Below are 12,882 nucleotides of genomic sequence, written 5' to 3' on the forward strand. Positions count from 1 at the left end.
GACGCATTTTTATCGACTCTGCGCATCGTAACAGGCACCAATCCAGATCGCGGCAGCGCCGCCGGCCACGGCGACGGCGCCACGAAAAAGCCCCGCTTTCGCGGGGCTTCGTCGTACATCGCTCAGGCAAGCGCCGATCGGTGGGCGTTTACGCCCAGGGATCGCGCAGCACCATGGTGTGGGCGCGGTCCGGACCGGTCGAGACGATGGCCAACTGGCAACCGGCCAGTTCTTCCAGCGCGCGCAGGTAGGCGCGGGCCGCGGCCGGCAGCTTGTCCCACTCGGTGATGCCGTGGGTGTTCTCTTCCCAACCCGGGAACTCCAGGTAGACCGGCGTGCACTCGTCCCAGCCGGCGGCGTCGAGCGGCGCGTATTCGGTGCGCTTGCCGCGGTATTCGTAGGCGATGCAGATCTTCAGCGTCTTCATGCCGTCGAGCACGTCGAGCTTGGTGATGCACAGGCCGGTGATGCCGTTGATCGCCACCGCACGCTTCAGCGCGACGATGTCGATCCAGCCGCAGCGGCGCGGACGGCCGGTGGTGGCGCCGTATTCCTGGCCGCGGTCGCGGATGCCCTGGCCGACTTCGTCGTCGAGCTCGGTCGGGAACGGGCCGCCGCCGACGCGGGTCGCGTAGGCCTTGGCGATGCCGAGCACGTAGTCGATCGAGTCCGCGCCGACGCCGGTGCCGGCGAGCGCGCCGCCGACGGTGGTGTTGGACGAGGTGACGTAGGGATAGGTGCCGTGGTCGATGTCGAGCAGCGAACCCTGCGCGCCTTCGAACAGCACGCGCTTGCCCTGCTTGCGCAGGTCGTGAAGGATGCCGGCGACGTCGGACTTCATCGGCTCGACGTATTCGCCGAAGGCCAGCGCCTCGTCCAGGGTCTGCTGGTAGTCGACCGCGTCGACGCCCAGGTACTTGGTCAGGACGAAGTTGTGATAGTCGAGCGCGGTGCGCAGCTGCTCGGCGAGCTGGGTCGGGTAATGCAGGTCGGCGACGCGGATGCCGCGGCGCGCCACCTTGTCTTCGTACGCAGGGCCGATGCCGCGGCCGGTGGTGCCGATGGCCTTGCCGCCGGCGGCCTTCTCGCGGGCCTGATCCAGGGCGATGTGGTACGGCATGATCAGCGGCGTGGCCGGGCTGATCTTGAGGCGCGAACGCACTTCCACGCCGGTCTCCTCGAGCTCGCCGATTTCCTTGCGCAGCGCGGCCGGGCTCAACACGACGCCGTTGCCGATCAGGCACAACGCATCGTCGCGCAGGATGCCCGACGGAATCAGGTGGAGGACGGTCTTCTTGCCGCCGATGACGAGGGTGTGGCCGGCGTTGTGGCCGCCCTGGAACCGCACGACGGCGCCGATCTGCTCGGTCAGCAGGTCGACGATTTTGCCCTTGCCTTCATCGCCCCATTGGGCACCGAGAACGACGACTGACTGACCCATGACCTTGTAACTCCTGCGCTTGCTGTGAAAGCGGCATTGGCCGCGAGGCGACCGCCCCGACCCAGTCGCAGCCGATGCCGCGCCACAGGGCCATGAACGGAAAAAAGCCGGCGGGGATGTCCCCGGCCGGCTTTTGTGCATTATCCGGGTTTCGATAGGCCAAGGCCACCCCAAATCGGTCCGGATCGGGCGGTTGGGGGCAATTGGGGCGATTCGTTCATGGAAGGGGCCGGGAAATCCCTCGCCCGGCCCCGCCCCACGCCTCCCTCTGGCCTCCTCCTCCGGGCCTCTCCCCTGCAGGTCAAAACGCGGGCCCGGCCTTGCACCGGGCCCGCATGCCCCCGGGCGGTCCGACGCGCCCGGCGACTTCAACCGCTCAAGACTTCGCCTGCCCCGCGCGATCGGTAGCCCAGCCTGGATTCGGCCTGCCCACGAAGGCCGCCTGCATCAACCGAAGCGGCGGGGCTGCAGCCTGGCTGCAACTGCCGGTTGGCGCATTGATTCGTCGCCCCGGTTGTAGACGCATATCCACCGCCGCGACAGGACGAAACCGGGTCGGAACCGGGACGGTGCGGGAAGGATTCGCAACGCGATGGGCGAACCGCGCTCAACGGTGATGCGGTTCTCTCGGCAGAGTTGATGCGCGTCGTGTAGGCGATAGATTGGGTGAGTCGCGAAGCGAAGCCTTGCCGACGCGTTGCAATGGCCGGTTCCGGAACGCAACTGCGTCCGCCGCAGGACGCAGAAATCGGACGCTCTCTTCGAGCTGCGTCGCCACTGTCCATTGCGGACCGAGCATTAATCCAAAAGAGTCCACCACGCGATTCACATCGTTTCATACCTCATGTCCATAAATGCCTGCTGGTCAGCGATGATGAGCATCGCCTTGTTGGCGGACATCGCCGTATATAAGCTCGTCGAATCGCGATGCCGGTCATCGGCAAACACCACCGCCCCTTCTCGAGAGCACCCTGATGACTCGCACCTACCGCTCTGTATTCGCTATCGCGTCCCTGGCCAGTGCGCTCCTCGCCGGCGCGATGCTATCCGGATGCTCGCAACCCCAGTCTGTCGCGACCGACACGCCGACGCCGACCACGCCCTCGGCACCGCAGCAAGCGAGCAACCCCGACGTGCTGCGCTTCCGCATCGGCACGCTCGAGGCGGCAGCATTGAAAGACGGCGACATCGAAGCCGCCAACGACGGCAAGACCTTCGCCATCGGCCAGCCCGCCGATCAGGTGAACGCGCTGCTTACCGCCGCGGGTGCGCCGACCGACGTACTGCACCTCAGCATCCAGCCCTTGCTGGTCCGCAGCGGGGCGCGCACCCTGCTGTTCGACACCGGCGCGGCGGATGCTTCGTTCGCGCGCGCCGGGCGCTTGCCCGCTTCGCTGCGCGCGGCCGGCGTCGAGCCCTCGCAGGTCACCGACATCTTCATCACGCACCAGCACCAGGATCATGTGGGCGGCCTGCTGACGCGCGAAGGCTCGTTGGCCTTCCCCAACGCGGCCATCCATCTCTCGGCGCCCGAATGGGAATCCCTGAAAGGCGACCGCGACGCCGCCGCACTGGTCGCCGCGATCGCGCCGAAGGTCGCGACCTTCCAGCCCGGCGCGGCGATCGTTCCCGGCGTGGTCACCGCCGTGGCCGTCGACGGGCACACGCCCGGGCACAGCGCCTACGAGATCGCATCGGGCGACGAACGCCTGCTCTATATCGGCGACACCGCGCATCATTACGTGATCTCGGTGCAGCGCCCGGAATGGACGGTGCAGTACGACATGAACGCACCGCTGGCCCAGACCAGCCGGCGCGCGCTCCTGCAACGTGCCGCCGACGGCAAACTACGCGTGTACTCGGTGCATTTCCCCTTCCCCGGGCTGGGGCACATCAAGGCCCAGGGCGACAGCTTCGTCTGGGAACCCGAGCAGGACGCCGCTCGCTGATTCGCCAAGGACGCAGCGCGCGCGTCGCGGTTGTCCGCGCTGCGCGCGCATGGCGCCCTCCACTGGAAAAAGCGCATGCCCAACGTCGTTTACACGAACAGCTGGCGGTTCGATGGTCGCAGATTGTTGAAAGTAGCTCGCCTTTACTTCGGCGGCGCAAAACGCTACAGATCGCACTCATCACGACGGCATACGAAAGAATTTTCGATCGCATTTGCAATCTTGCTGGCCCTCACCGCTTGCGGCAAGCCATCATCCGATGAAGGAACCACCCAGCCGCCGCCACCACCGCCGCCGGCCGACTTCTCATTTCTGGACGGGCCCAGCAAGCATTGTTCGGCCCGGCTTCGACCAGCTCAGAACGTTTCCGCCGCCGAGCGCTGCTGGATCGAGATTCTGTCCGCCCGGTGCAATGTCGGAGACGATTGCCTGGTGTCCTGCCTCGCCAGCGGCAAGGCTCAGAACATAGGCGGGGGTTGCGGGCATATCTGCTGGCAGCCTCCATCGAGACTCGTCGACTGGCAAGAGCCATCCGGCGCAGACCGGTGCCGTGCAATGGGACATGCGAGAGGCATTTGACAGGCCTCCCGAGCCGCCCCCTAAGCATCATTGCGACAATCAACTACCAGGGATCGCGACGGCCGCGAGTCGTTTCTTTCGCACTATGGCAGACACCTGAGTAGCGTGCGTGATTAAGCTTTTGGCTGACTTCAAAGCTCGGCACTACTAGGATGTGTCATTTGGTATTTCGTTGAACGGGTTACCGGTCGCATCACGCCATGGCGACGATAAGTTCCATGCAGCGATCTCGTTGAGCCTGTAATCCCACCTGCCCCAGCCACTGCACCGAATCCACACGACACCATGCCCGAACAAAGCATCCCCTCCCTCTACGAGTGGCTCGGCGGCATCGATGCGCTGAACCGGCTGACCGATCGTTTCTACGAGCACGTCAAGGCCGACGCGTTGTTGGGGCCTGTGTTCGAGCACATGGGCGCGGACCATCCGGGTCATGTCGCGAGCTTTCTTGCCGAGGTGCTCGGCGGGCCGGACGACTACAGCAAGCGGCACGGCGGGCACCCGCATATGGTCCAGCAGCACCTCAACCGTCACTTGAACCAGGAGAAGCGGCGGCGCTGGGTCGGTCTGCTGCTGGAAACGGCGGACGAGCTCGGCATGCCCGACGACCCGGAGTTCCGCTCGGCGCTGGTCGGCTATCTGGAGTGGGGCTCGCGCCTGGCGGTGATCAATTCGCAGCCGGGCGTCACAGTCGATCCGCAGGCGCCGATGCCGCGCTGGGGCTGGGGCGAGGTCAAGGGGCCGTACACAGGCTGAATGCCGCAAGACGAGAGAGCCTTGCTGCCGTTCGCCGCATCGCTCAGGATCGCCTTCAGGGCTTGATTGCACCGAACGCTCCGCGACCGCTCGACGAGGCAGTAGAACAGTGGACAGCATTCTGGGCGCTATCGATCGGGCATTCGGCGACGGCACCGCGGCGCCTTCGATGTCGCTGCGTGGCGGCAATGCCCTCGACAACCACCACGCGCCTGCGCCGTTCGACGCCGAACTCGACCGTCCGGTCGCTGCGTATTTCGAAGCCCATCATTGGGGCGTCGCGCATCTCGACCCCATCTCGTGGCGCCACTACCTGCCGCTGCTTCTGCGATACGCCTTGGCCAAGCTGGACCAGGCGGATTCGATGGCGATCGACGCGTTATTGAGTTCGCTGCGCCCACCGGACCGCGATCCACCGCGCTTCGCCTTGCTCACCCAACAACAGGAGCAAGCCGTGATTGCGGTGCTGGACGCCCTCGCCTTCGAGGAAGCCTCAGCCTGGAAGGATGAGGCCATCGTCGCTCTTGAGGAGTATTGGGCGCCGGGCGCCCACTATCGCAACGGCCTCGCCGCGCAAGAGTGACTCAGGCAGGGAGCACTGGCACCATCCGGGTCATTCGATCGCCGCGGTCTGGACGAGCCAGGCGGCCTCGACCGCATTTGCGAACCCTCCCGATCAGGCGCCCCATGCATTCCTTGACCCTCACCTATGACGAATCCTTGCTGCGCCGAGCCGTACTCGGGTTCTGGTGGCGGGTGGTCGGGCTGCGCTTCCTGATCGTGATGGCGCTCAATGCCATTGCCCTGGGCGTGTTGCTGCTGCAAAGGGACGGCTCCTGGCTGACCGGCCTGATGGCGACCACGTTCGCACTCGGCCTGGGCTTCGTGGTCTCGCTTTACCTCATCCACTACCGCAACTCGCTGCGCAAGCTCAGGGCGATGCGCAACCCGCAGGCGACCCTGGCAATTACCGAAGCCGGTTTCAGCCTTTCCGCCGACAGCGGCTCCAGCACCCTGCCCTGGTCGGCCGTCGCCGAACTATGGAAGTTCGAAACCTGCTGGCTGCTGCTGTTCTCGAAGGCCCAGTTCGCCACCTTGCCGTTGAGCGATGTTCCGTACGACGCTCAGGCGTTCATTCTTGAGCATGTGGCCGCGGCGGGCGGCAAAGTCAGCTGACGGTCCGATCATTTCCTGCACGCCATCCGTTTCGCCCACAGAGTAGATCCCACCGATGCGCAAGATCATCGTCTTCGTCATCGCCGTGCTGGCCTCGACCGCGGCAGCGGCCTGCCAGTGCGCGGGGCCGCCCCTGGACACCGTGTCCGCGCGACGGGCAAAGCACGTCTTCGTCTTCCGGCTGTTGAGTTCAGAGCTGCAAACAGAAGGCTCGGACCAGCCGTGGACGACGCAGGTGATCGGCAGGATCCAGGTCGTCGACACCCTGCGCGGAACCGCGAACACCAAGACCATTCGCTATTCCACGCAGCAGTGCTGTGGCGTTCGTCTTGACGTGGGCAAGTATTACGCGGCCTTCGCCTCGGACGCCGGCCCCCAGCTGTCGGGCGATCTCGGCAATTTGCTGGAGCTGGGCGAAATGTCACCCGGCAGCGGCGACCGCGCTCGAATCGAGTCCGTGCTCTCGGGAAAGAGCAGCCTCGAAAAAGCATTCTCCGAATACACGCTCGACCGGCTGCATCAGATCCCACGCCCGCCCAAGCCTTGCCCTTCAAATAACCAGAAAAGCCGGCCCTAGACCGGGCCGATCGTTCGCGCCATACGGCGACGCGGCTCAAGCCGCAGGGCAGTTCAAACAGTGGGCTTGATGCCCCAGCGAGCAACCGGGCTCGCGTGGCGCCGACGATAATCGCCGGGGGCACGGCCGCGACAGCGCATGCTCAGCCCCGCAACACCCACAGCGAAACCACTCCGATCGCGACCACGACGCCGCCTACGATGCGCAGGTGGCGGTCGGGCAATGCCTGCAGTTGCTCGGCTGCGCGTTTCCAGCCGTTCGGGGCGACGAACAGGAACAGGCCTTCGAGCACTGCGACGAGGCACAGTGCCCGGATCAACTCACCGACCATGCGCGATCAGCGGTCGGACTTGAGGTATTGCAGGAACGGATCGTCGCGGTCGAGCACGATCACGCTCTGGCCGTCGGCGAAGGACTTGCGATAGCTCTCCAGGCTGCGCTGGAAGGTGAAGAACGCCGGGTCCTTGCTGGCGGCCTCGCCGTACAGGCGGGTGGCTTCGGCGTCGCCTTCGCCGCGCAGGCGCTGGGCGTCGCGTTCGGCTTCGGCCAGGATCACGGTCTTGTCGCGGTCGGCGGTGGCGCGGATCGCCTGCGACTGTTCGACGCCTTCGGCGCGCAGCTGGCTCGCGACCTGCAGGCGCTGCGAACGCATCTGGTTGTAGACCGAGGCCAGCACGTTGCTGTCCTGCGGCAGGTCGATGCGCTTGATGCGGATGTCCTTGATGCGGATACCCAGGGTCGCGGCGCCCTTGTTGATGGTTTCGAGCTGCTTGCCGATCACCGCTTCGCGATCGCCCTTGACCACGTCGAGCAGGTTCAGCGAGTTGATCTCGTTGCGCAGCGAATCGCGGATGATCGGCGCCAGGCGCTCGACCGCGACGGTCTCGTCGCCGCCGGTGGCCTGGAAGAAGCGGCGCATATCGTCGATCTGGCCGAGAGCGAAGAAGTCGACGCTGACGTCGAGCTTGTCGGCGGTCAGGTAACGCTCCGGCGGCGATTCGAGGATCTGCAGGCGGCGGTCGAACACGCGCGCGGTCTCGATCAGCGGCCACTTGAAGCGCAGGCCGGGACCGATGTCCTCGCGCACCACGGTGCCGAGGCGGAACACGATCGCGCTGTGGCCTTCGCTGACCACGAACACCGAACCGAGCAAGGCGAGCAGCAAGGCGATGCCCGCGGCAATCAGGGCGGGAACTCTCATCGGATCACCTCGTCGCGGGACTTCGGACGCGCGGGGCGGCCGACATAGGGCACGGTGGACTGCGATTCGGTCGCGGTGACCGGGCTCAGCATTTCCGGCTGGGTCACCAGCGGCACGCTGACCGGGCCCGGAGTGGTCGGCACGTTGCGATCCATCGGCACGTACAGCACCTGGCGCGAATCGCCGCCGACGATCTTGCGGTTCTGGCTCAACACGTCTTGCACGGTGTCGAGCCACAGGCGCTTACGGGTGACGTCGGGCGCGCTCTTGTACTGGTCGACCAGCAGCGAGAAACGGGTCGCGTCGCCCTGGGCGCGGGCGACGGTCGAGGTCTTGTAGCCCTCGGCCGTGGTGCGCACGCGCTGGGCCTCGCCTCGCGCTTCCGGAACGATCTGCTTGGCGTAGGCCTGGGCCTGGTTGATCGAGGTGGTCTTGTCGGCGTTGGCGCGCTGGGCTTCGTCGAACGCGTCCTTGACCTCGTCCGGCGGGCGGGCGTTGGGCAGGTTGAGCTCGGTCAGGATCAGTCCGGTCTCGTAGTCCTTGAGCGAGGCCTGCAGGCGCTGGCGCACCTGCGTGGTCAGCACGCTGCGCGCGCCGAGCACGGTGTCGAGGTCGGAGCGGCCGATCTGCTCGCGCACGGCGCTTTGGGCGGCCTGCTTGAGCACGTCGTCGGGCTTGCGCGAGCCGAACAGGAACAGGCGCGGCGATTCGATCCGGTACTGGGCGTTGATCTCGACGTTGACCATGTTGCCGTCGCGGGTCAGCACCGGGATGGTCTCGGTGTAGGCCTGGCTCTGGGTCGCGTTGAGCTTGGTCACGCGCTCGATCGGCCACGGCGCCTTGAAGTGCGGACCGGGCTGTAGCACGCGCGAGAACACGCCGAAGCGCAGGACCACGCCGCGTTCCTGCTCGGTGACGAGCACGAAGCAGTTGAACACCAGCCACAGGCCGATCAGCAACGCGACCCAGCGCAGGATCCCGCCGCCTCCGTTGCCGAACAAGCCGCGCAAGGGCTCGATCACAGCATCGAGACCGCGACCTTGCGGTTTGCGTTGTCGCGGCGGACGCGGGTTGTCGCCGGAATTGTCACTGCCAGGGGTGTTCCAGGCCATGCCTGCTCCTAAAGATGTGGGCGCCGGGCGGGACGTCCTGTGTCCAGCCCGCTGCACCGGCCTCGGCCTGCGCCGCGACCGGTCCACGGCGCCGGTTGCGCCGCGGGAGTCCGCACGCAGTCACCCGCGCACGAACCCGTCGATTCTAGGTGGGGGCCTGAACGGCCTCAAGCAAGGGGCGCAATGCTTCGCCGTTGGCCTGGGCGAACAGGCGCTGGGCGTCGGCCACGGCCAGGTCGACCTCGACCAGCCAGCCGTGCTCGTCGGCCAGCTCCGAACGCACCGCGCCGAGCTCGTGCAGGCGTGCGCGCAGGCGCGCGTCCTGCGGCGCGATCCGCACGCTGCCGGCGACGTGGCGCAGCTGCAGGGCCTCGCCCAGCGCGCTGCGCAGCAGGTCCAGGCCCTGGCCGTCGCGGGCCGACACCCAGACCCGGCTGCTGTCTTCGCCGGGCCGGTCGATGCGCGGCTCGACCCCGTCGAGGCGGTCGATCTTGTTGAACACCAGCACCTGCGGCAGATCGCCGGCGCCGATTTCGTTCAGGACCGCGTCGACCTGGGCGATGCGCTCGTCGCGCAGCGGGTCGGCGGCGTCGATCACGTGCAGCAGCAGGTCGGCCTCGCGCGCTTCCGACAGGGTCGAGCGGAACGCGGCGACCAGCTCATGCGGCAGGTCGCGGACGAAACCGACCGTGTCGGCCAGCACCGCGGCGCCGCCGGAGAGCTCGATCCGGCGTACGGTCGGGTCGAGGGTCGCGAACAACTGGTCGGCGGCGTAGGCCTCGGCACCGGTCATCGCATTGAACAGGGTGGATTTGCCGGCGTTGGTGTAGCCGACCAGGGCCACGCGCGGCAGCTCGCTGCGCAGGCGCGCGCGGCGCATCTGAGTGCGCTGCACTTCGACCTTGTCGAGCCGGCGCTGCAATTGCTCCAGGCGTTTCTGCAGCAGGCGGCGGTCGGTTTCGAGCTGGGTTTCGCCGGGGCCGCGCAGGCCGATGGAGCCGCCGCGCTGGCGCTCCAGGTGGGTCCAGCCGCGCACCAGGCGCGTCGCCATGTGCTTGAGCTGGGCCAGTTCGACCTGCAGCTTGCCTTCCGAGCTCTTCGCGCGCTGCGAGAAGATGTCGAGGATCAGGCCGGTGCGGTCGACCACGCGCCGTTCGAGGAAACGCTCGAGATTGCGCTCCTGGCCCGGCGACAAGGGGTGATTGACCAGGATCAGGTCGGCGCCGCTGGCCTCGGCCGCGGCCTTGACCTCGTCGAGCTTGCCGCTGCCGATCAGGGTCGCCGCGTTCGGGCGGTCGATGCGCGCGGTCAGGACCGCGGCCACGCTCGCGCCCGCCGACCGGGCCAGGTCGGCGAACTCTTCCAGCAAGTCCTCATCCGGCGGGCCGCCGGCATGAGGCTGGATCAACAGCGCGTGCTCGCCTTTGCGCGAACGTTCAAACACAGGTCCGCACCGTCGGCGCGAGCGCCGCCATCGTCATCGGATTACTCAGTTTCGTCGCCGCCGTCGCCATTGTCGCTGCCATCGGCGGACTGCACATAGCCGCCGCCCGGACCGACGCGGACATTGCGCGCGGGAACGACGGTGGAAATGGCGTGCTTGTAGACCATCTGACTCACGGTATTGCGCAACAGCACCACGAATTGGTCGAAGGATTCGATCGTGCCCTGCAGCTTGATGCCGTTGACCAGGTAGACCGAGACCGGTACGCGTTCGCGACGCAGCGCATTCAGGAAAGGATCCTGTAGGGATTGCCCCTTAGACATCTTCTAATTCCCCAGCATGTTCTAGTTATTAGGACGGCACGCCCGGCACCGATGGTGCGGAGCACGGCCGTATCGCCGGCTGTTGTCCCCACAGGGCGACCGGCCGATGTTAACGCAAGTGATAGCAAACATTGCGACCCGGTTCCGGGTTTACGCGCCTCATTCTAAGCGCCGAATGTGTCTATAGCGGGCCGGCGCCCATAAACAGGGCCAGGGCCCCCTCCAGTTCGGCCGCATCGCGCAAAGGATCGAACCAGCGGGCGTCAAGCTCGCCGCGCAGCCAGGTCAACTGGCGCTTGGCGAGCTGGCGGGTGGCGTAAACGCCGCGATCGTGGAATTCCCGGGCGTCGTAGTCGCCGTCGAGGTGCTCCCAGGCCTGGCGGTAGCCGACCGCGCGGATCGCCGGCAAGTCCTGCGGCCGCGGGTGCGCCTGCAGCGCCGGTAACGCGCGCAGGCCGCGGACTTCATCGAGGAACCCCTTGGCGAGCATCTGCTCGAAGCGGCGCTCGATGCGGGCATGCAGCACGGCGCGCTCGGCCGGCGCCAGCACCAGCTTGAGCACGCGGTACGGCAGGCGCGGCGCGGCGAGCGAGTCGCGGCGCCACTCGCTCATGCTGCGCCCGGACAGGCGGAACACTTCCAGCGCGCGCTGGATGCGCTGGGCGTCGGTGGCGTGGATGCGCGCCGCGGCCTCGGGGTCGACCTGCGCCAGTTGCGCGTGCAGGGCCGCCCAGCCGAGCGTCTCGGCTTCGGCGGCGAGTTGCGCGCGCGTGGCCGGATCGGCCTCGGGCATGGCCGACAGGCCGTGCAGCAAGGCGTGGAAGTACAGGCCGGTGCCGCCGGCGAGGATCGGCAGGCGCCCGCGGCCGGCGATGTCGTCGAGCGCGCGGCGGGCGTCGAGCGCGAACTCGGCGGCCGAATACGGCTGCCAGGGCTCGCGCACGTCGATCAAGTGATGGCGCACGCTAGCCAATTCGGCGGCGCTCGGTTTGGCCGCGCCGATGTCGAGGCCGCGATAGACCAGGGCCGAATCGACGCTGACGATCTCGCCGCCGAAGCGCCGCGCCCACTCCAGGGCGAGCGCGGTCTTACCCGACGCAGTCGGGCCCATCAGGGCGATGGCGAGCGGGCGGGGATCGGCGGAAGCGTTCATGCGGGACGGCGGCACGGCGGTGGAGCGAGCCGGCAGCCTCGCACAGGCGCGGGCATCGAGGAAGCGGCGGTTCGGCCCGGCTCGGCCCGAGCCGCGGTCTGAGCGGCGCGGCGCCGGCGCTCTCCACAGAGGTTGTGGAGAAGCACAGGGGCAAGCCTGTGGACAAGCCCATCGCGCCCAGGCCTGGTAAGGGATCGCGCTTGTTTGTCGCTTTTTTGACCAGGCCATGACGTTTGTCCACACAGCCTGTGGACAAGCCTGCGGACAGTCTGTCGCGGAGCAAGCGCAATCCGTTGCGGCGTAACGCTCGCGATAAGTTTGATCATTTATTGATCACTTATTTTTCTTGACTTGCATCTCATAGTCGGCATCCCCGACCGATCCGAATCGCCGCACGACCACGGCGCGCGCAAGCGACGCGAAGCGCTGTCCACAATCGCTGTGGACAAACCTGCGGACAGACACCGTGCAACCGTGTTTCACGCCTTATGTGACAAGGCCGCGACAAGTTTGATCAATTTTTCGCCACGCGTCCGCCGCGAGGAAATCCGCGGGAATTCGTCGCCGAAGACTTGACATGGAAGGCGATGCGGCACTCGACGAACGCCCGTCGCCGCTATGGACACAAACGGCATGGTGTCGTATCGCCTCGCAACAAACAGGCGGCCGCATCGCCCGCGGCATGCACGCGGCGATGTCCACAAAGCCTGTGGACAAACCTGCGGACAGCGGCGATGCAATCGGGTTTCACGCCTTATGCCGCAAGGCCGAAGCAACTATGGCGAAATTTTGACCACACACGAAAAGGCCTGAAATCGCCTGGCCGCCCATCGGTCCCACCTGGCGCGAACGAGGCTCGAACGCGCATCGCAGGCTCCGCTCCCGCCCGGGATCGCGCAAATCTTCCCACCGATGCACAAGCGCAGACCGCTCATTGCGCGAAACGGCTTGCGCAATGTCCACAATCGCTGTGGACAAAGCTGCGGACACACACGATGGAATCGGGTTTCACGCTTTGTGCGGCAAGGGCGCACGGATTATGGCGAAACTTTGACCACCGCTCCCGCACCGAAGAACAAGCCTTGCCTACTTCGTCAAACGCTTGACTTCGCGAGCGCTCGCCCAGGGCTGGATCGAAGGCATCGACACGCCTCGATGCTTGTGTGCCCGA

General features: G+C 66.6%; 13 protein-coding genes. 6 read left to right on the forward strand and 7 right to left on the reverse strand.

Translation table 11 applies throughout. The annotated features are described in order from the left end of the window. Window positions 1–148: 148 nt before the first annotated feature. Window positions 149–1,441 (reverse strand): adenylosuccinate synthase, encoded by a 1,293-nt coding sequence (locus ACKN61_RS17360; RefSeq protein WP_031374330.1) that lies wholly within the window; start codon window positions 1,439–1,441, stop codon window positions 149–151. Window positions 1,442–2,415: 974 nt separating this feature from the next. Here ACKN61_RS17360 and ACKN61_RS17365 point away from each other — a divergent pair. The 5 genes from ACKN61_RS17365 (at window position 2,416) to ACKN61_RS17385 (ending at window position 6,478) form a co-directional block, all read left to right on the forward strand. Next, the gene (locus ACKN61_RS17365; protein WP_408950578.1) at window positions 2,416–3,390 is read left to right on the forward strand and encodes an MBL fold metallo-hydrolase; all 975 of its coding nucleotides are present in this window, start codon (window positions 2,416–2,418) and stop codon (window positions 3,388–3,390) included. An 864-nt stretch (window positions 3,391–4,254) separates the two neighbouring features. Further along, a complete protein-coding gene (locus ACKN61_RS17370; RefSeq protein WP_408950579.1) occupies window positions 4,255–4,725 on the forward strand; it encodes a group II truncated hemoglobin in 471 nt (156 codons plus the stop codon). Window positions 4,726–4,834: 109 nt separating this feature from the next. Continuing rightward, a complete protein-coding gene (locus ACKN61_RS17375; protein ID WP_408950580.1) occupies window positions 4,835–5,308 on the forward strand; it encodes a DUF6714 family protein in 474 nt (157 codons plus the stop codon). Window positions 5,309–5,412: 104 nt separating this feature from the next. Continuing rightward, a complete protein-coding gene (locus ACKN61_RS17380) occupies window positions 5,413–5,901 on the forward strand; it encodes a YcxB family protein (RefSeq protein ID WP_408950581.1) in 489 nt (162 codons plus the stop codon). Window positions 5,902–5,956: 55 nt separating this feature from the next. Beyond that, window positions 5,957–6,478, forward strand: coding sequence for a hypothetical protein (locus tag ACKN61_RS17385; RefSeq protein WP_408950582.1), 522 nt, complete (start codon window positions 5,957–5,959; stop codon window positions 6,476–6,478). A gap of 142 nt (window positions 6,479–6,620) precedes the next feature. Here ACKN61_RS17385 and ACKN61_RS17390 read toward each other — a convergent pair whose 3' ends face one another. The 6 genes from ACKN61_RS17390 to miaA form a co-directional block, all read right to left on the reverse strand. Continuing rightward, the gene (locus ACKN61_RS17390) at window positions 6,621–6,809 is read right to left on the reverse strand and encodes a DUF2065 domain-containing protein (RefSeq protein ID WP_408950583.1); all 189 of its coding nucleotides are present in this window, start codon (window positions 6,807–6,809) and stop codon (window positions 6,621–6,623) included. 6 nt (window positions 6,810–6,815) lie between these two features. Next, the gene (gene hflC, locus ACKN61_RS17395; protein WP_408950584.1) at window positions 6,816–7,679 is read right to left on the reverse strand and encodes a protease modulator HflC; all 864 of its coding nucleotides are present in this window, start codon (window positions 7,677–7,679) and stop codon (window positions 6,816–6,818) included. Next, window positions 7,676–8,791 (reverse strand): FtsH protease activity modulator HflK, encoded by a 1,116-nt coding sequence (hflK, locus tag ACKN61_RS17400; RefSeq protein WP_031374340.1) that lies wholly within the window; start codon window positions 8,789–8,791, stop codon window positions 7,676–7,678. Before hflK ends, hflC begins: the two co-directional genes overlap by 4 nt. Before the next feature lie 145 nt (window positions 8,792–8,936). Further along, a complete protein-coding gene (gene hflX, locus ACKN61_RS17405; protein ID WP_408950585.1) occupies window positions 8,937–10,235 on the reverse strand; it encodes a ribosome rescue GTPase HflX in 1,299 nt (432 codons plus the stop codon). A gap of 41 nt (window positions 10,236–10,276) precedes the next feature. Further along, entirely contained in the window at window positions 10,277–10,558 is a 282-nt protein-coding gene (hfq, locus tag ACKN61_RS17410; protein ID WP_031374342.1) for an RNA chaperone Hfq, read from the reverse strand. Between the two features lie 181 nt (window positions 10,559–10,739). Next, window positions 10,740–11,711 carry a tRNA (adenosine(37)-N6)-dimethylallyltransferase MiaA gene (miaA, locus tag ACKN61_RS17415; protein ID WP_408950586.1) on the reverse strand — a complete coding sequence of 324 codons (972 nt, stop codon included), beginning with the start codon at window positions 11,709–11,711 and terminating at the stop codon, window positions 10,740–10,742. A gap of 577 nt (window positions 11,712–12,288) precedes the next feature. Here miaA and ACKN61_RS17420 point away from each other — a divergent pair. Beyond that, window positions 12,289–12,504, forward strand: a complete 216-nt coding sequence (locus tag ACKN61_RS17420; RefSeq protein WP_408950587.1) for a hypothetical protein — start codon at window positions 12,289–12,291, stop codon at window positions 12,502–12,504. Window positions 12,505–12,882: the final 378 nt, after the last annotated feature.

Source organism: Lysobacter sp. Hz25, from assembly GCF_046097045.1.
In the GTDB taxonomy this organism is placed as follows: Bacteria; Pseudomonadota; Gammaproteobacteria; order Xanthomonadales; family Xanthomonadaceae; genus Lysobacter; species Lysobacter antibioticus_B.